Genomic DNA, 16,908 nt, shown 5'->3' on the forward strand with positions numbered 1-16,908 from the left:
TTCCTGACCCGCGTCGCGCAAGACGCGCAACGAGCGGCGTCAGCTTTGCGGTGGCTGCTGATCGCGCATCATCCGCTCCATCTTGCGAATGCGCGGCACCATCGCCTCCCACACCTCCTTTTGAAAGCCCGGCTCGCAATTGGCTGCCAAGGCATCGATGTCTTCGCCGCGGCCAAAGGCATCAATCAGCTGTCGCTCGTAGCGAGCGCGCTCAATGAAATTCCAACGCTTGATCCAGTCCATCAATGGCATCGATTTAACCGAACCAACTGCGCAGAAGATCCCACACCGAGACCAACAATCCAAAGGCAATCACCGGTGGCGCCACCCAGCGCAACAGCAGCATCAGCCCCTGGCGCACGACCTTGGGGGCCCCGCTGCTGCTGAGGTCGTCTTCGAAGCGACTGGGCAGCACCCAACCCAACAGCACAGCCAGCAGCAACCCGCCCAGGATCAACAGCACCCCGCCAAAGACCGAATCCATCCAGCCGAGAACCCCAAGCGAGGTGGCTGCCGGCAAGCCCAGCACAAAGATCACCGCCGCACTCACCCACACCGCCTTGGACCGGCTCCAACCGAGACGATCGATCAAACAGGCCACGGGCACCTCCAGCAGCGACACCGCTGAGGTGATCGCCGCCAAATAGGCCAGAGCAAAAAACACCACGGCCACCACCTGGCCGCTCCCACCCAACGACGACAAGCCCGTGGGCAGAGCAATGAAAATCGTGCCCAAGGTGGAGCTGCTGATCACATCGCTCAGACCAAAGCTCATCACCACCGGGAAGGTGACCATGCCCGCCAACAAGCCAACGGCGGTGTCCATGCCCACAACCGCCAGGGCTTCGCGGGGAAGATGGGCCCGGCGATCGAGATAGGCCGCGTAGGCAAGGATGCAGCCGATGCCGGTGCCGATCGAGAAGAAGGCCTGGGTGAAGGCATTGCGAATGGTGGTGGGATCCAGCAGCTGAGCGCCGTCCCAACGCAGCAAAAAGGTGCGATAGCCGCTGGCGGCACCCTCCAGACCCGAGGCCCAAATCGCCAGGGCGATCAACACCACAAACAGCAGCGGCAAACCCCAGCGCGACAGACGTTCAATCCCTTTTTGCACCCCGCCAGCCACCACCAGGGCGGTCAGCAGAAGGCTGATCAGCTGACCCAACAGCGCCGTGCGGCCGCCACTGAGGCCAGCGAAGAACTCCTCGGCGGCCCCCATGTCTTGGGGCAAGCCAGCCAAGGCGGACTGCAGCAGGGTGACGCCGGTCCAGCCCATCAACACGGCGTAGAACGCCAAGATTCCGCAAGCCGCCAGAACAAACAGCCAGCCCATCGGTTGCCAGCGACGGCCAGCGGCCGCCACCGGCGCCAGCAGGGGGCTTTGGCCGGTGCTGCGGCCCAAAACCATTTCCGCCACCAACACCGGCAGACACACCACCAGCACGATCAGCACATACAGGAACAAAAACGCCCCACCGCCCCCTTGGGAGGCGCGATAGGCAAAGCCCCAAAGGTTCCCCAGACCAACGGCACTGCCAGCCGCGGCCAGCACAAAACCAAGGCCTGAGCGCCACTTCTCCCGCGCTGCCATCCCTTCTCCCACCAGCCCAATGCCGCGCCAGCTTGCCAGTGATTGGCCAATTCGATGGGAGACTGGGTGCCCTCTAAGGCAGTGGCCGTGAAAGCTCTCAGCGTGCTGGGCTCCACCGGCTCCATCGGAACGCAAACCCTCGAAATCGTTGAGGAGTTTCCCGAGCGCTTCCGCGTGGTGGCCCTCACCGCCGGCCGCAACTTGGCGTTGCTGTGCAAGCAGGTGCAGCGCCATCAGCCCGAAGTGGTGGCCCTGGCCGATCCCGCCCTGCTGAGTGAGCTGCGCGAGCGACTCCAGGCTCTGAACCTGCCGCGCTGTCCCGAACTGGTGGCCGGCAACGAGGGGCTCTGCCAGGCCGCCGCCTGGAGCAGCGCCGATCTGGTGGTCACTGGAATCGTGGGCTGCGCAGGCCTCCTGCCCACCCTGGCGGCGATTGAAGCCGGCAAAGATCTGGCCCTGGCCAACAAAGAAACCCTGATTGCCGCTGGGCCGGTGGTGCTGCCGGCGCTGGAGCGCAGCGGCAGCCGCCTGCTGCCGGCTGATTCCGAGCACTCGGCGATCTTCCAGTGCCTTCAGGGCACCCCCTGGGCTGATACCGCCCGGCTCTCCACGGGTGTGCCCACACCGGGGCTGCGCCGCATCCAACTCACCGCCTCTGGCGGTGCCTTCCGCGACTGGGCTGCCGCCGATCTAGCCAAGGCCACGGTGGCCGATGCCACCAGCCACCCCAACTGGAGCATGGGGCGCAAGATCACGGTGGATTCCGCCTCATTGATGAACAAGGGGCTGGAAGTGATCGAAGCCCACTACCTCTATGGCGTGGATTACGACCACATCGAAATCGTGATCCACCCGCAATCGATCATCCATTCGATGGTGGAGCTGGCCGATTCCTCGGTGCTGGCGCAGCTGGGCTGGCCCGACATGAAGCTGCCGATCCTCTATTGCCTCAGCTGGCCGGAGCGACTGGAAACCCCGTGGCGCAGGCTCGATCTCACGGAACTGGGGCAGCTCACCTTCCGAGCCCCGGATCCAGCCAAATACCCCTGCATGGATCTGGCCTATTCCGCCGGACGCGCCGGCGGCACGATGCCGGCTGTGCTCAATGCCGCCAACGAGCAGGCGGTGGCCCTCTTCCTCGAGGAGCGCATCCATTTCCTCGATATCCCCAAGCTGATTGAGGCCGCCTGCGATCGCCACCGCAACGATCTCAAAGCCCAGCCCAGCCTCGATGATGTGCTTGCTATGGATCAATGGGCACGCCGCTTCGTACGAGACACCAGCAGCGTGCCGCTGGCGGCGTAACAACCAGCCGAAGAGATTCTGCAACCGTCAGGACTGGCCAGGCAGCGTCATTAGCAAGGCAATGAGAGAGTCTGAGCTAGGCCATGTCCCTAAAAGCAGTTGAGTGCCCCGGAGATGTGTGCCACAGCCATCACGGCGGCCATGAAGTGGAGCGCACTGAACTCCAGCAGAACCTGGAAGGCCATGGCCACGACTGGTGCGAGCGCCTAGCCGAGCGTATCTACGAGATGTCTGTCGACACCTTCTCCCAGATGGTGCTGCCGATGCTGCAGCAACAGGGCTGGCAGCGGCGACACCTGGACTGGGAGTTCAAGCTCTCGGAAGAACCAATGGAGGTGGAGCGCACCCTGGCTGACGGCACCATCAATGCCGTGGAAAGCTTCTTCCGCAGCAGCGAGGTGCAGCGCCTGTTTGTGCAAGAACTGGTGGGCGGCACCTACGCCGAGGCCGACCACAACAACCTGCGCTCCAAAGCCGTGCGCCAGGTGATCGAGACGGAACTGTTGGCCTTCTTGAGCGAGCACAACGAGGAGTTGCTCGACCGGGTTGGCGAGGCCCTGATGGGCGAAGCCCATGGCGACTTTGACCTGGCTCGCCAGCAGGCCAAAGATGGCCTCGACGATGTGCATCACCTGCTCGTCAACCACAGCGAGGCGATTCGCTAAGCCAGCCCATCAAGGAGCCCTATTGATGCATCTGGTTGAACCAGTAGCCGGCCAAGGTCCATGAGGACCACAGGAAAATGGCGAGGAACAACCAGTTCAACCAAGGGGGGCGCCGGTCGTTCTCAAACATTGCTGCGCAGCCACCAGAAGGCACATCCGCAGCCTAAATCGGCCCTTTGGCATCGCAGCGATTGGGAAATCTTGCTGAACCCCATCACCCTCGCGCCAGGGAATTTCCACACTGAAGGCGACGTCTTTTTGTGGCCCATGACGGACCCCAACAAGGAGATCCAACTTCTGGAGAGTCCTGACGTTGAGCACTACAGCGCTGAACAGATCCAAGCGGTGATGGTCGACTCCTGGTACCGCGGTGGTGAGCGGTATTGGCGCATCGATCAACAGCCCAGCAGCGACGGCTGGGTGGGCACACGCCACTACGACGACTGATGCAAGACATCGTTCAAGAGCTGCGCTCAATCCAGACCCTGCTGGATTGCTTGATGGAGAAGCGCTTGCAGCTGCCCAGCGGCCGTCGCGCCCAGCTGGAGCGCACCTGCGATCAGTTTCAGCAGGTCATGAGCAGCCTGGCCAAGGTGCCAGGGGCGGGTGAGGAGCAACAAACCCAGCAACTCATGGAGCTGCTCAGCGCGATTGAGGAGCTGCATCTCTGCCTGGAGCCCCTGGAAGCGCCCTGCAGCGATCTTGTAGCCAGGCTGCCGTAAGCCGGTCGCCCCAACAGGCGACGGGGGCATCACCCCAGCCGTGGAAGCCGTTGTGGCCGCCGCCCCGGCTGATCACCACCTCAAAGGCGCGGTGGCGGCCCTGCTGCCTCTGGGCTTCAGCGACGGGCACCCATGGGTCATCGTCGGCCTGCAGCAGGAGCGTTGGGGTGCGCAGTTGGCCCAAGCGAGGCGCTGGGCTGGCCTGCTGGTAGTAGCGCTCCACATCGCCATAGCCCCAGCGCGGCGCGGTGATCAGATCATCAAAGTCACGGATGCTGTGCACCTGCTGCAGGCCCTCGCGTTCAGCGGGCGTCACTGAGCTGTCGTCCTCCAGGGTTTGCGCCACCAAACGGCGCATCAACCAGCGCTGATAAATGCGATTGCGGGGCCGCTCAATCGAGGCCGAACACGCCGCCAAATCCAAGGGGCTGCTGGTGCAGACCAAGCCATCGAGGGCATCGGCCTGCTCCAGGCAGGCGTTGAGCAGGATCGTGCCCCCCAGGGAAATGCCTGCCCCCAGCAGCGGCTTACCACCGGCCAGCTGCCGGGCACGCTCGAGCACAGGCCAGAGATCACGGTTGCAGAGGGCCGCGTAGGTGCCTGAGGCCAAAGCCCGCCCCTTCCCGGCCCCACGCAGGTTGAGGCGCAGCACAGAAAAGCCCGCGGCCTGCAGCGCCAAGCCCATGCGCCTAAGGCCTTCGCGATCGCTATGGCCGCCGAGGCCATGCAGCAGCAACACCAGGGCCTGGGCATCGGGGCAATGGTCGTGAACCGCCAGCAACTGGCCGCCGCAAGCCATGGGTACCCGCACGTGCTCACCGAGGTCAACGGGCAGCCGCGGTGGCTTCAAGGTGTCGCGCAGGGTTTGCAGGTCCCCGCCCAGCCAGGGCAAGCGAGCCCGGAAGCCGGCTGCTGCGATCTCACTCCACCCGGATTGGCTCAACGCTTCAAAGGATCGGCAACATCTCCTGCTCGACGCTGCGGGCTGCCGCTTGGGCCCGTGCACCTCGGCGCCGGCGTAAACGCCGAAGCCGCAGGATTAAAGGATCAATGTCGCACTCCTTGTGCCAGCAGCGCTCGAAGCGCCGCCGCAACCCCGGTGGAACCGAGGAAGAGGAAGGGTTGGGTGTTGGGAACTGGGGCATCTCATCTCACGCGCCTCGATGGCCGGAAACTAGTGACGCCAGAAGCGTTCAGCCTGCGCAGAAGTACTCAAAAGGGCTCAGTCACATTTGGTCAGGCCAGGGGCTGGACCAGTCACAGTTCTGTGATTCGCATGGGTCTTAATGAAAGTGCGGAACGAAACAGGCCCCCGGAGCCAGCCGCGAACACGTCACTTCGAACTCCGCTGCCGGGCAGTGGAGTTTTTTTTTGGCCAAGCCCAGGAAAGACCCAGTACGCTCCCGTCCATGGCGTTCACCCTTCCACTGATCGCAGCCCTACTGGGCGGAAGCCTGGTCAGCCAGGTGCCCTTGCAGGTGCAGCCTTACCGCGGCGGCAGCGAGGAGGAGAGCAGCGCGGAAGAGCCGCGCCCTGAAGCCGAGAACGACAGCGTCGACAACGACTGGCTGCGCGTACCGAGTGACGAGCCCGAGGAGAGGGCCTCGGAGCTCCAAGCCCCGCCGCTAACCCCGCCACCGGCCTTCAACAAACGCCGGTTCAAGAAACCCACAGTGCGCCCAGGCCTGCCCCGGTCCCTACACATCGACAGCATTGAGCCCATTGATCGGTGAGCAGTCGCTGATCCGGTGATGCTCGTAACACTCCGGTCGTCAGAAAAGTGCGACGTTTCGCGAACTCACAGCTGATTCGGGGCTTTTCCCGAGCAGCGTGGTCCGCAATCGGAGGTTGCCATGACCATTGGATCGTCTCCGCACCGCAGCCTGGGTCCAACCCTGGTGTGGCTCGAAGCCCGTCTGGCCGAACTCGAGGCCAAGGGTGACTACGAAGCCAGCTTTGCCCTGACCAGCGAAATGGCTGACTGGTTAATGCGCTCGCCCGAAGCCATGCATGAGCCCCTGCTGGTGCCGCCCACCATCGCCAGCCTTAATCCGTAGCGATTCCGTATAAAGGCCGTTAGCCTTTTGCCCATCGAGTTCGGTCAAGCGTCGATGGGCAGCGCTGCTGCAGCGGTGGAAAACCTGGTGGTGATTGGTTCCGGCCCTGCCGGCTACACCGCAGCTCTCTACGCCGCACGGGCCAACCTGAGCCCCTTGCTCATCACCGGCTACCAAGACGGTGGCATCCCTGGTGGTCAGCTAATGACCACCACCCACGTTGAAAATTTCCCCGGCTTCCCCGACGGGATCCTTGGTCCTGAGCTGATGGACCGGATGAAGTCCCAAGCCGTGCGCTGGGGCACCCGGCTGATCGAGGCCGATGCCGAAGCCCTCGATCTCTCCCAGCGGCCCTACACAATCCAGGTGGATGGCCAAACCGTTGTGGCCCACAGCGTGATCCTGGCCACCGGGGCCAGTGCCAATCGGCTGCACATCGACGGGGAAGACACCTACTGGAGCCGCGGCATCAGCGCCTGCGCCATTTGTGATGGCGCCACACCGCAATTCCGCAAAGCCGAATTGGCCGTTGTTGGCGGCGGCGATTCCGCTTGCGAAGAAGCGGTCTACCTCACCAAGTACGGCTCCCATGTGCACCTAATCGTGCGCAAAGACAGCCTGCGGGCCAGCCGGGCCATGGCCGATCGCGTCTTGGCCAATCCCCAGATCACCGTGCATTGGAACCGCCAGGTGGGCGGCTTTGGTGGTGATCAATGGCTCGAGCAACTGCAGCTGCAAGACAGCGAAGGCAGCGCCTGCGAAACCCTGGCGGTGAAGGGCCTCTTTTATGCCATTGGCCACACCCCCAACACCCGCCTGGTGAAAGGGCAACTCGAGCTCGATGCCAAGGGTTATCTGGTGATCGAAGGCGGCTCCCCCAATACCAGCAAAGAGGGCGTGTTTGCCGCTGGTGATGTAGCCGATGCCCAGTGGCGCCAAGCGATCACCGCCGCCGCCAGTGGCTGCCAAGCGGCCCTGGCTGCCGAGCGCTGGCTCAGCCACCACGATCTGGCGGTCACAGTCAGCCGCGAGGAGGTGGAGCCCAAAGCCGCGGAACTGCCTCAGCCCACCACCACGGCCACCGAAGCCGATTTCAGCGCAGACGCTCTCTGGCAAGGCGGCAGCTATGCCCTGAGGCGGCTGTATCACGAGAGCCCCAAACCGCTTCTGGTGACTTACACCTCACCGAGTTGCGGGCCATGCCATGTGTTCAAGCCGCAGCTGAAGCGGGTGCTCAATGAACTCGAGGGCGCCGCCCAGGGGGTGGAAATCAACCTGGAAGACGAACCCGAGATCGCCGCGCAGGCCGGAGTGACCGGCACGCCGACGGTGCAACTCTTCTACGGGAAAGAGCTCAAAAAGCAATGGCGCGGGGTTCAGCAGCGCAGCGAGGTCAAGCAGGCGATTGAAGCGCTGCTTTAACGGCGGCGCGGCGGGCCACCGGCGTTGCGTTCGCGGTAGGTGATGCGGCCACGGCTGAGGTCATAGGGGCTGATCTCCACCAGCACCTTGTCTCCAGCCAACAATTTGATGCGGAACTTGGTGAGCTTGCCTGCGGCGCGGCAGAGGCACTGGTGACCAGCCGGCTGCTCGAGAGTGACCAGGTAAAAACCGTTCCCCTGTTCCTTCTCAATAACTCCGGAGGTTTCAATCATGCAGCTGCTGGGTTCGCTCGTCCAAGGAATATTCACTTTATAAGGTCTGGTGGCTTCAACTTGCCTGCTGCTTCACAAGCCCTACGGGGTGTTGAGCCAATTCACGCCTGAAGTAGGCAGCCGGTGGGACTGCCTGGCCTCTTTTGTGCCGATCAAAGGCGTCTATGCCGCTGGGCGTTTGGATGCCGATAGCGAGGGGCTGCTGCTGCTCACCAGCGACGGCGCGTTGCAGCATCAACTCACCAATCCACGCTTTGGCCACTGGCGTCAATACCGGGCCCAAGTGGAAGGGGCGCCCACAGAAGCTGATCTCGAACCGCTCAGACGGGGCATCCAGCTCAAAGACGGTCCCAGCCGCCCGGCACGGGCCCAATTGCTGGATCCATCAGTCGCTGCGGGCATCGCTGAGCGCAATCCCCCCATCCGCCACCGGCTCAGCGTGCCCACCCGTTGGTTGGAACTGGAGCTCACCGAGGGCCGCAACCGTCAGGTGCGGCGGATGACCGCAGCCATTGGCTTTCCCACGCTGCGGCTGATTCGCTGGAGCCTGGATCTGATGGACGGCCAGCCGCCGCTGAACCTTGATGGGCTGGAACCAGGCCAGTGGCGCTGGGTGTCAGCCGCCGAAGAGAAACGGCTCAAGCAACTGGGCCGTTAGCCCAGCACGTCTTGCAGCTCACGCACGGTCATCAATTGGCCGTAGTAGTAGTTCGCCTGGGCGCGGGCAGCTGGATCCTCCAAGCCATCGATGGCATCAGGGCCGATCGAAGCCCACAGGCTGTTGCCGCAAGCGCGATCCAAGGCAGCCGTGGCTTCAGACTCCATGTTGGCCAGGCGCCGTTGCAAGTTTTTGATCTGGGCAATGGCCATGGGCTCAGAAAGGCAATTTCTTCTTGGCGTCCTTATCGAGGTCGGCTTCCATCTCGCGCAAGCGCTTGAGGATGCTGCTGAAGTATTCCTCCAGATACCCCTCAAGGGAAGTGGTCTCCGCTGGATCCAGGCCAAAGGCTTCGTAGCTCTCCTCCATCGGCGCGTTGAGGCTGACGCCGCCGCCGGTGACCTCGGCAAAGGCCAAACGCTCGGCAATGTTGACGCCGGGCTCAAAGAACGACACCAGACCCTGCATCGATTGCATCAAGGCGGGCGGAACGCGGATCACGCGGGCCTCCTTGCGGGCCAGGCGCTCACACAGCTGCACCACTTCGCCGGTGTTCCAGGCCTTGGGGCCCACCACCGGATAGCTGCCACCAATGGTTTGCTCACGGCCTAAGGCAGCCACAGCAAAGCGGGCCACATCTTGGGTGTTCATGTAGGCGATCGGCGTGCTGCTGCCGCTCACCCAAACGGTTTGTGACTCCAGAACCGGAATGGCAAATTGCCCGATCACGCCCTGCATGAAGGCGCAGGTGCGCAGGATCGTGACGTCGAAATCACCCTCCAACAGCATCTGCTCAGTGCAGTGCTTGATGTCCATCAGAGGCACCGAGCGAAAGCGCTCGGCCTCCAGCAGCGAGGTGAACACAATCCGGCGCACACCTTTGGCGCGGCACTGGTTGTAGAGATTCAGCTTGCCGTCCCAGTCGATGCGATAAACGCTCTCGCTATCGGTGGCGCGGGCGGTTGCCGCATCGATGACGGCCTCTTGATCCTCAAGGGCGTAGGCCAGTGAGTCGGGATCGAGCAGGTTGCCGCGGGTGAGCTCACAGCCCCATTCCTGGAGGAAAGAGGCTTTACGCGGAGCGCGCACCATGCAGCGCACCGTGTGACCGGCATCCAGTGCCTGCTTGGCAATTTGGCGGCCCAGGGTCCCCGTTCCACCAAGTACCAGAACCCGCATCAGCGCACTACAGCGACGGCGAGCTTAGGGACAGAACTGCGCGAGTGGGTTCAGTCGCCCTGGAGCTTGAGCAGCAGGGCGCCGCCAGCCAAGCCCAGAGGAATCAGCACCCAAAACAGGGCAGCAGTGCCAAAGATCTCTGAGGCCATTGACGAGCAACAAGTGTGCGCCAGCTTATCCAGCCTTGGCAGCGGCGAGCACCTCAGCCCATGGCGCGTCGGTGCGGAATTGCTCAGGAGCGATGCCACTGGTCTGGGCGCACCAGCCACCCTGCTGCAAACGGCACAGCAAATCCTTGAGCTTTGGCGGTCCGCCTTGCAGCTGGCGCGCCAGATCGGCCAAGTCGCTGGCTTCCGCTGGCAGCCCGTTATCGGCCTGCAGCCGCTGCAGCAAGCGCCTGGAGGCTGGAGCCAGCAGCGGCGAGCCCGGCTCCTCCATCTCCAGAAGTTGCGCCAAAACAGCAACCTCTTGCAGCGGCCCGCGCCACAGGGGGCCACTCATCACAGGCTCAGCGCCGCAGGAGCAAGCACCCAACTCGCGCCAGCGCAGCAATGACACGCCGCGGTGGGAGCCGCAGCTGTGGCAATAGCCCTGCAGCCCCAACAGCTGCTCTTCTGCCGGGGCAGGCGAGCGCAACACCTGCACCGCTGTGCGGAAGGTGCGCCCATCGCTGAAGCTCAGCAGCGGCCGAATACCGCGCCCCAAACTCCAAGCGCTACGGGCGATCGCGCCCAACTGCAAACGCAGAGCCAGCTCCCAGCTGCAGGGCTGCGCCCGCGCGGCAGCCCCCAAGCGCCGTAGCGCCGCTGTGCGGTCGTGGCCCGTGAAGGAGCGGCCATCGGTGCTCGCTAAATAAAGGACGCCGCCAAAGCGCACCGCCTCAAGGGCCCAGGGCACCAGGGCCATCGGCGCGCCAAAGGCATCGAGATCCACAAAATCAAACCGCTGCTCAATCGCTGCGCACTGGGCCAGCAGTTTTTGGATCGTGATGGCGCTGCAGTGCGCCCCGCCTAACGCGCTGAGATTGCCTTGCAGCAACGGCAAGCGATCGGGATCAGCGTCATTGGCCCAGATCTCGGTGGCATGGGCTTCAAGCCCGTAGCGCAGGGAGCGAATGCCGCAGCCAGCCAAACCATCCAGCACCACTAAGGGCTTAGCGGCTCCTTTTTGCTGCGCCAGCCAGCGCAGCAGCAGCACGCCGCAATCGCGTGCTGGCCTGGAATCAGGCCGAAAGAAGCCAGGCCCGGGATCCAGCCGCGCCTGACCTTCGCAATAGTGAGTGGGTTTCGCCTGCATCCGCCATGGCCGGCAGCGACTGGGGCCACCAGAGCTGGTTTCAGTTTGAGTCTTGGCGCTGCCACTGGCGCTGCACCGGCGCCAGTGACCGGCCTGCCCTGGTGCTGCTGCACGGCTTTGGCGCCAGCAGCGGCCATTGGCGCGATAACGCTGAGGCCCTAGCGGCGGCGGGCTACCGCGTCTACGCCATGGATCTGCTGGGCTTTGGCCAGAGCGATCAACCCGGCGGCAGGCTCGACAACCGCCTCTGGAGCCGGCAACTGCAGTGCTTCCTCGAGCAGGTCGTGGGGCAGCCAGCGGTGGTGGTGGGCAACTCCCTGGGCTCGCTGGTGGGGCTCACCACGGCTGTGTTTCGCCCTGAGCTGGTGGTTGCTGTAGCGGCAGCTCCGCTGCCTGATCCCACCTTGCTCACGCCGGTGCCGCTGCGGCGCAGCCCCTGGAGCCGCCGCTGGCAGCGCTGGCTGGTGCTACTGGTGAGCCGCTGCCTGCCGCTGGGGCTCCTGGTCGCTGTGCTGCGCCAGAAGCCCTTGCTGCGCATGGGCCTAGCCAGCGCTTACGCCAACGGCGAGCGGATCGATGGCGAACTGGTGCAACTGATTCGTTGGCCCGCTAGCCGCAGCAGCGCTGGCCGTGCCCTCGGGGCGATGGTGCGCGGCATGGCGCTGCGGCCCGCACGGGCCACGGCCCCGCAGCTGCTGACGCGCTTGCAGCAGCCGATGCTGTTGCTCTGGGGCCGCCGCGACCGTCTGGTGCCCCCCGTGATTGCCCAGCGAGTAGTTCAGCAGGCGCCAGCAGGGCTCGTGCACCTGCACTGGTTTGAGGAGCTTGGCCACTGCCCCCATGACGAGGCACCGGAGATCTTCAACAACGCTCTGATTGCTTGGCTGAAACAGCAGTCGCCAACGAGATAGGTTTGGGCGAAGCCCTCAGGCGGTGATGAAGCACACCCTTTCGGTGTTAGTTGAAGACGAATCCGGCGCCCTTAGCCGGATCTCCGGCCTGTTTGCGCGGCGCGGATTCAACATTGAAAGCCTGGCGGTGGGCCCCACCGAACAAGACGGCGTCTCCCGACTCACCATGGTGGTGGCGGGCGATGACAACGCCCTTGAGCAGATGACCAAGCAGCTGCTCAAGCTGGTGAACGTGCTGCAGGTGATCGATCTCTCCGGCATCGCCGCCGTTGAGCGTGAGCTGATGCTGGTGAAGGTCAAAGCCGACAGCAACAGCCGCGGCTCGGTGTTTGACCTGGTTCAGGTGTTCCGGGCCAAGGTGGTGGATGTGGCCGATGAAGCCCTCACCCTGGAAGTGGTGGGTGATCCCGGCAAGTTGGTGGCCCTCGAGCAGCTGCTGCGGCCTTTTGGGATTTTGGAAATTGCGCGCACCGGAAAAGTGGCGCTGCAGCGGGCTTCAGGGGTGAACACTGAAACCCTCAAACTGCAGCAAGCGCAGACCTACGTGCCGGCCTAGGGCTGGATGATCTCGGCCTTGATCAGCTTGTCGCCCTGGCGGATCTGATCCACCACCTCCATCCCTTCAATCACCCGGCCGAAGACGGCATAGCGGCCATCGAGTTCAGGAAGATCATTAAGGGCGATATAGAACTGCGCGCTGGCTGAATTGGGATCTTGCGAACGAGCCATGGCCAGTGCTCCGCGCTGGTGAGGCAGGGCCAAGCGATCGCTGATGCCCGCACCCAGCACAGGGTTGCCATAGCGGGGCTCGGATTCACCCTGCAGCTTCACCTCCAAGGGAATGAAGCGTGGTGAGCCTGTGGCGGGATCGGTGAAATTGCCGGTTCCGTATTGGCCGGGCGGCACTTTGGGATCGCTGCTGCGGGGATCACCGCCCTGCACCACAAAGGGGCTGGGTTCACGCACCACCCGGTGAAACACCGTGTTGGCGTAGGCGCCGCGCTGCACCAAATCCAAGAAGTTGCCAGCGGTGAGCGGCGCTTGTTGGCCTTGCAGTTCCAGCAGCACCCGACCTTTCTCGGTGGTGAGCGCCACCTGGGCACTGCCCTGCAGGCAGCTCACCGGGCTTTGCTCACAGCCATAGCCAGAGGCCACTGGGGTGCTGGCGCAAGCCGGCAACACCAGCAGCAAGGCCAGCAGCAGGGCGAAACCGCCTCGGCGCGTCCAAGTCATCAACATTGGCTTACACGCCCTCCAGGGGAACATTGAGATAACGGGCGAGTTCAGCGCCACTGCGCTCGAGCTCCGCCAAGGCGATCGGTTCGCCAACCCTGGTGAGCGGCACATCGCGGCGGCCGCGCAAGCGCAGCGCCAAACGGCGGCGGGGATTGAGACCATCGCGCACCTCAACCTTGACCGCCTGCACATCACCGCAGGGCAGCGTGAAGCTGATCAGGCGGCGAAAGCCCCGGCGCTCAATCGTGATCGTGTCGGCTCCACGGTCAAACAGGTTCCGGCCGCCACCCACATCGATGGCAATCACGGCCCAGAGGTAGCTGCTCAGCAGTACCGCTCCTACCCCATAGGCCCCCATCACCAACCCCTGGGGAACCCAGATCAATTCCGCCGGGTGACCAATGGGCAGGAAATCACGGCCGAAATAGCTCGACGCACTGGTGAGCAGAAAACCGACACCACCGATCGAGACCAACAGCGCTACTAAATAGTTGGAAAGACGACGCGAACCGAGCACCGGCTGATCAATCGGGGCGTCCATGGGGGAGCGCAAAGAAGTGGAGGCATCCTGACCGATGAGCCCAACCCTTCGACTGAATAAATACCTACGGCGGCTGTGAAAATCAGCAAAACCCCTGTGCCACAAAGCATGTCAGAGGAATGACAAATCCCGCAGCGGCTTGGGTTTCATTGTTACGATCGCCGGGTATCCGACCTCATCGCGGGGAATTCTCCGCAACAACATCGATGACGATTGCTGTAGGGCGGGCGCCAGCTGGGAGGGGATGGTTCGACGTCCTCGATGACTGGCTGAAGCGCGACCGTTTCGTTTTTGTGGGCTGGTCCGGCCTGCTGCTGTTCCCTTGTGCCTACATGGCGCTGGGTGGCTGGCTCACCGGCACCACCTTTGTCACTTCCTGGTACACCCACGGAATTGCCAGCAGCTACCTCGAGGGCTGCAACTTCCTCACCGCTGCGGTTTCCACCCCAGCGGACTCCATGGGCCACAGCCTTCTGCTGCTGTGGGGCCCTGAAGCCCAAGGCGACTTCGTGCGTTGGTGCCAACTCGGCGGCCTCTGGGCCTTCGTTGCACTGCACGGTGCATTCGGCCTGATCGGTTTCATGCTGCGTCAGTTCGAAATTGCCCGCCTGGTGGGCATTCGTCCTTACAACGCCATCGCCTTCTCCGGCCCGATTGCGGTGTTCGTCAGCGTTTTCCTGATGTACCCCCTCGGCCAGAGCAGCTGGTTCTTTGCTCCTTCTTTTGGAGTGGCAGCGATCTTCCGCTTCCTGCTGTTCCTGCAGGGCTTCCACAACTGGACCCTGAACCCCTTCCACATGATGGGCGTGGCCGGCATCCTCGGCGGCGCACTGCTGTGCGCCATCCACGGCGCCACGGTGGAAAACACCCTGTTTGAAGACGGTGACGGCGCCAACACCTTCAAGGCGTTTGAGCCCACCCAAGAAGAGGAGACCTATTCAATGGTCACCGCCAACCGCTTCTGGAGTCAGATCTTTGGTATCGCCTTCTCCAACAAGCGCTGGCTGCACTTCTTCATGCTGTTCGTGCCTGTGATGGGCCTGTGGACCAGCTCCATCGGCATCATCGGCTTGGCACTGAACCTGCGCGCCTATGACTTCGTCAGCCAGGAACTCCGGGCTGCTGAAGACCCTGAATTTGAGACCTTCTACACGAAGAACATTCTTCTGAACGAAGGCCTGCGCGCCTGGATGGCTCCGGCCGACCAACCCCACGAAAACTTCATCTTCCCCGAAGAGGTCCTGCCCCGTGGAAACGCCCTTTAATTCCTCCCTCGTTATCGGCGGTAAGGATCAGCCCTCCACTGGCTATGCCTGGTGGTCTGGTAACGCCCGTCTGATCAACCTCTCAGGGCGCCTCCTTGGCGCCCACGTTGCTCACGCCGGACTGATGGTCTTCTGGGCCGGCGCCATGATGCTGTTTGAGGTGAGTCACTTCACCTTCGACAAGCCCATGTACGAACAGGGCTTCATCTGCATGCCTCACGTGGCCACCCTTGGCTACGGCGTTGGCCCCGGCGGTGAAGTCACCAGCCTCTACCCCTTCTTTGTGGTGGGTGTGCTGCACCTGATCAGTTCTGCCGTGCTCGGCCTCGGCGGCTTGTACCACGCCCTGCGTGGTCCTGAAATCCTGGAGAACTACTCCGCGTTCTTCTCTCAGGACTGGCGCGATAAGAACCAGATGACCAACATCATTGGTTATCACCTGATTCTTCTTGGCGTCGGCGCCCTGCTGCTGGTCTTCAAGGCCATGTTCTTCGGCGGTGTGTACGACACCTGGGCACCCGGTGGCGGTGACGTTCGTCTGATCACGAACCCCACCCTCAGCCCTGGTGTGATCTTCGGTTATCTGACCCGCGCCCCCTTTGGCGGCGAAGGCTGGATCATCGGAGTGAACTCCATGGAAGACATCATTGGCGGCCACATCTGGCTCGGCCTGATCTGCATCTTCGGTGGCATCTGGCACACCATCACCAAGCCTTTCGGCTGGGTGCGTCGTGCCTTCATCTGGAACGGTGAGGCCTACCTGAGCTACAGCCTTGGAGCCCTGAGCTTCATGAGCTTCATCTGCTCGGCCTTCATCTGGTTCAACAACACCGCTTACCCCTCTGAGTTCTGGGGCCCCACCAACGCTGAGGCCTCCCAAGCACAGAGCTTCACCTTCCTGGTCCGTGACCAGCGCATGGGTGCCAACATCGGTTCGGCCATGGGCCCGACCGGTCTGGGTAAGTACCTGATGCGCTCCCCCACCGGCGAGATCATCTTTGGTGGTGAAACCATGCGTTTCTGGGACTTCCGTGGTCCTTGGCTGGAGCCCCTACGTGGCCCCAACGGCCTGAGCCTCGACAAGCTCCAGAACGACATTCAGCCCTGGCAAGTTCGCCGCGCTGCTGAGTACATGACCCACGCTCCTAACGCGTCGATCAACTCTGTGGGCGGCATCATCACCGAGCCCAACTCGGTGAACTATGTGAACCTGCGTCAGTGGCTGGGTGCAGCCCAGTTCTTCCTGGCCTTCTTCTTCCTCGTTGGTCACCTCTGGCATGCGGGCCGCGCCCGTGCTGCTGCTGCTGGCTTCGAGAAAGGCATCGACCGCAAAGCCGAGCCTGTGCTGGCCATGCCCGACCTAGACTGATTTCAATCAGCTTCAAGCAATCGCATCAGCCTCCGCTTCGGCGGGGGCTTTTTTATGGTTTAGGACGCAGCACCAAAAAGATAATCAACAGCATCACGGTCGAGCTAACGCCCACATAGATCCAATCGGCGTAGGGGGTCCAGAAAGCCAAACAGCAAAAACCTCAATCAGTCGATTTGCAGGAGCGACCTTCAACGGAATGGGTCACCATAAACATCTGGTTAACCTCTTTATTTCTTGGCTTGAGCAACTTCAACAGAGCCAGTAACTGTCCGTCGTCATAACGTGCAGTGACTTTACGAGCAAAACATTGACAGACCTCAGGCGTATCGACCTTGAGGCATGCACGCTTTAGTTCAGCCTTGAACTTATCAGCCAGCTCAGAGGCATTAGCAGGAGCAGAAGCGACCAACAAAACTACGGCCGCAAGAGGATAAATAAAGCGTTTCAACCGAAACAAA

24 protein-coding genes are annotated in these 16,908 nt (G+C 62.7%); 12 read left to right on the forward strand and 12 right to left on the reverse strand.

Features of this window, described 5'->3' with window-relative positions; translation table 11 throughout:
• Positions 1-39 precede the first annotated feature (39 nt).
• Both SynMINOS11_RS08465 and SynMINOS11_RS08470 read right to left on the reverse strand, forming a co-directional pair.
• Positions 40-243 (reverse strand): hypothetical protein, encoded by a 204-nt coding sequence (locus SynMINOS11_RS08465; protein ID WP_043738210.1) that lies wholly within the window; start codon positions 241-243, stop codon positions 40-42.
• 13 nt (positions 244-256) lie between these two features.
• Positions 257-1,588 (reverse strand): sodium-dependent transporter, encoded by a 1,332-nt coding sequence (locus SynMINOS11_RS08470; RefSeq protein ID WP_186550793.1) that lies wholly within the window; start codon positions 1,586-1,588, stop codon positions 257-259.
• An 87-nt stretch (positions 1,589-1,675) separates the two neighbouring features.
• Between SynMINOS11_RS08470 and SynMINOS11_RS08475 the strand changes: the two genes are divergently transcribed.
• The 4 genes from SynMINOS11_RS08475 to SynMINOS11_RS08490 all read left to right on the forward strand — a co-directional run bounded on the left by SynMINOS11_RS08475 (position 1,676) and on the right by SynMINOS11_RS08490 (position 4,280).
• Complete coding sequence (locus SynMINOS11_RS08475; protein ID WP_186547920.1) at positions 1,676-2,893, forward strand: 1-deoxy-D-xylulose-5-phosphate reductoisomerase; 1,218 nt, start codon at positions 1,676-1,678, stop codon at positions 2,891-2,893.
• A gap of 83 nt (positions 2,894-2,976) precedes the next feature.
• Entirely contained in the window at positions 2,977-3,558 is a 582-nt protein-coding gene (locus tag SynMINOS11_RS08480; protein ID WP_011936092.1) for a hypothetical protein, read from the forward strand.
• 267 nt (positions 3,559-3,825) lie between these two features.
• Positions 3,826-4,005, forward strand: coding sequence for a hypothetical protein (locus SynMINOS11_RS08485; RefSeq protein WP_186547923.1), 180 nt, complete (start codon positions 3,826-3,828; stop codon positions 4,003-4,005).
• Complete coding sequence (locus SynMINOS11_RS08490; RefSeq protein ID WP_186547925.1) at positions 4,005-4,280, forward strand: hypothetical protein; 276 nt, start codon at positions 4,005-4,007, stop codon at positions 4,278-4,280. Before SynMINOS11_RS08485 ends, SynMINOS11_RS08490 begins: the two co-directional genes overlap by 1 nt.
• On the opposite strand, the gene SynMINOS11_RS08495 is transcribed toward SynMINOS11_RS08490, so the two are convergent.
• Both SynMINOS11_RS08495 and SynMINOS11_RS08500 read right to left on the reverse strand, forming a co-directional pair.
• Positions 4,201-5,223 carry a YheT family hydrolase gene (locus SynMINOS11_RS08495; RefSeq protein ID WP_186547927.1) on the reverse strand — a complete coding sequence of 341 codons (1,023 nt, stop codon included), beginning with the start codon at positions 5,221-5,223 and terminating at the stop codon, positions 4,201-4,203. The genes SynMINOS11_RS08490 and SynMINOS11_RS08495 overlap by 80 nt on opposite strands.
• A 4-nt stretch (positions 5,224-5,227) precedes the next feature.
• A complete protein-coding gene (locus tag SynMINOS11_RS08500; RefSeq protein WP_186547928.1) occupies positions 5,228-5,425 on the reverse strand; it encodes a hypothetical protein in 198 nt (65 codons plus the stop codon).
• 264 nt (positions 5,426-5,689) lie between these two features.
• Here SynMINOS11_RS08500 and SynMINOS11_RS08505 point away from each other — a divergent pair, with 264 nt between their 5' ends.
• The 3 genes from SynMINOS11_RS08505 to trxB all read left to right on the forward strand — a co-directional run bounded on the left by SynMINOS11_RS08505 (position 5,690) and on the right by trxB (position 7,759).
• Positions 5,690-6,013 carry a hypothetical protein gene (locus tag SynMINOS11_RS08505; RefSeq protein ID WP_043737091.1) on the forward strand — a complete coding sequence of 108 codons (324 nt, stop codon included), beginning with the start codon at positions 5,690-5,692 and terminating at the stop codon, positions 6,011-6,013.
• Between the two features lie 120 nt (positions 6,014-6,133).
• Positions 6,134-6,337, forward strand: a complete 204-nt coding sequence (locus SynMINOS11_RS08510; protein ID WP_011936099.1) for a hypothetical protein — start codon at positions 6,134-6,136, stop codon at positions 6,335-6,337.
• 54 nt (positions 6,338-6,391) lie between these two features.
• Positions 6,392-7,759, forward strand: coding sequence for a thioredoxin-disulfide reductase (gene trxB / locus SynMINOS11_RS08515; protein WP_186547930.1), 1,368 nt, complete (start codon positions 6,392-6,394; stop codon positions 7,757-7,759).
• Here the strand turns inward: trxB and infA are convergent.
• Positions 7,756-7,992 (reverse strand): translation initiation factor IF-1, encoded by a 237-nt coding sequence (gene infA, locus SynMINOS11_RS08520; RefSeq protein ID WP_011936101.1) that lies wholly within the window; start codon positions 7,990-7,992, stop codon positions 7,756-7,758. The genes trxB and infA overlap by 4 nt on opposite strands.
• A 49-nt stretch (positions 7,993-8,041) precedes the next feature.
• Between infA and SynMINOS11_RS08525 the strand changes: the two genes are divergently transcribed.
• Positions 8,042-8,650: a pseudouridine synthase gene (locus tag SynMINOS11_RS08525; RefSeq protein ID WP_255445364.1), complete on the forward strand. Its 609-nt coding sequence runs from the start codon at positions 8,042-8,044 to the stop codon at positions 8,648-8,650.
• Here the strand turns inward: SynMINOS11_RS08525 and SynMINOS11_RS08530 are convergent.
• Genes SynMINOS11_RS08530 through SynMINOS11_RS08545 form a run of 4 tightly spaced genes read right to left on the reverse strand, consistent with a single transcriptional unit; the run spans position 8,647 to position 11,125 of the window.
• Complete coding sequence (locus tag SynMINOS11_RS08530; protein ID WP_011936104.1) at positions 8,647-8,862, reverse strand: hypothetical protein; 216 nt, start codon at positions 8,860-8,862, stop codon at positions 8,647-8,649. The two genes, SynMINOS11_RS08525 and SynMINOS11_RS08530, sit on opposite strands and share 4 nt — an antisense overlap.
• 4 nt (positions 8,863-8,866) lie before the next feature.
• A complete protein-coding gene (locus tag SynMINOS11_RS08535; protein WP_186547932.1) occupies positions 8,867-9,829 on the reverse strand; it encodes an NAD(P)H-binding protein in 963 nt (320 codons plus the stop codon).
• A 50-nt stretch (positions 9,830-9,879) separates the two neighbouring features.
• Positions 9,880-9,978: a cytochrome b6-f complex subunit PetM gene (petM, locus tag SynMINOS11_RS08540; protein WP_011936106.1), complete on the reverse strand. Its 99-nt coding sequence runs from the start codon at positions 9,976-9,978 to the stop codon at positions 9,880-9,882.
• 25 nt (positions 9,979-10,003) lie between these two features.
• A complete protein-coding gene (locus tag SynMINOS11_RS08545; RefSeq protein ID WP_186547934.1) occupies positions 10,004-11,125 on the reverse strand; it encodes a N2,N2-dimethylguanosine tRNA methyltransferase in 1,122 nt (373 codons plus the stop codon).
• Between the two features lie 5 nt (positions 11,126-11,130).
• Between SynMINOS11_RS08545 and SynMINOS11_RS08550 the strand changes: the two genes are divergently transcribed.
• The gene (locus SynMINOS11_RS08550; protein ID WP_186547936.1) at positions 11,131-12,036 is read left to right on the forward strand and encodes an alpha/beta fold hydrolase; all 906 of its coding nucleotides are present in this window, start codon (positions 11,131-11,133) and stop codon (positions 12,034-12,036) included.
• Positions 12,037-12,061: 25 nt separating this feature from the next.
• Entirely contained in the window at positions 12,062-12,592 is a 531-nt protein-coding gene (ilvN, locus tag SynMINOS11_RS08555) for an acetolactate synthase small subunit (RefSeq protein WP_011936109.1), read from the forward strand.
• On the opposite strand, the gene SynMINOS11_RS08560 is transcribed toward ilvN, so the two are convergent.
• Both SynMINOS11_RS08560 and SynMINOS11_RS08565 read right to left on the reverse strand, forming a co-directional pair.
• The gene (locus SynMINOS11_RS08560) at positions 12,589-13,275 is read right to left on the reverse strand and encodes a peptidylprolyl isomerase (RefSeq protein WP_186547938.1); all 687 of its coding nucleotides are present in this window, start codon (positions 13,273-13,275) and stop codon (positions 12,589-12,591) included. The two genes, ilvN and SynMINOS11_RS08560, sit on opposite strands and share 4 nt — an antisense overlap.
• A gap of 4 nt (positions 13,276-13,279) precedes the next feature.
• Positions 13,280-13,813 carry a photosystem I assembly protein Ycf4 gene (locus SynMINOS11_RS08565; protein WP_043737098.1) on the reverse strand — a complete coding sequence of 178 codons (534 nt, stop codon included), beginning with the start codon at positions 13,811-13,813 and terminating at the stop codon, positions 13,280-13,282.
• Between the two features lie 206 nt (positions 13,814-14,019).
• Between SynMINOS11_RS08565 and psbD the strand changes: the two genes are divergently transcribed.
• The gene (gene psbD, locus SynMINOS11_RS08570; RefSeq protein ID WP_011934677.1) at positions 14,020-15,078 is read left to right on the forward strand and encodes a photosystem II D2 protein (photosystem q(a) protein); all 1,059 of its coding nucleotides are present in this window, start codon (positions 14,020-14,022) and stop codon (positions 15,076-15,078) included.
• Positions 15,062-16,447, forward strand: coding sequence for a photosystem II reaction center protein CP43 (gene psbC, locus SynMINOS11_RS08575; protein WP_011936112.1), 1,386 nt, complete (start codon positions 15,062-15,064; stop codon positions 16,445-16,447). Before psbD ends, psbC begins: the two co-directional genes overlap by 17 nt.
• Positions 16,448-16,610: 163 nt before the next feature.
• Here psbC and SynMINOS11_RS08580 read toward each other — a convergent pair whose 3' ends face one another.
• Positions 16,611-16,898: a hypothetical protein gene (locus tag SynMINOS11_RS08580; RefSeq protein WP_186547940.1), complete on the reverse strand. Its 288-nt coding sequence runs from the start codon at positions 16,896-16,898 to the stop codon at positions 16,611-16,613.
• Positions 16,899-16,908: the final 10 nt, after the last annotated feature.

The sequence above is a fragment of the Synechococcus sp. Minos11 genome (assembly GCF_014279855.1).
Classification (GTDB): domain Bacteria; phylum Cyanobacteriota; class Cyanobacteriia; order PCC-6307; family Cyanobiaceae; genus RCC307.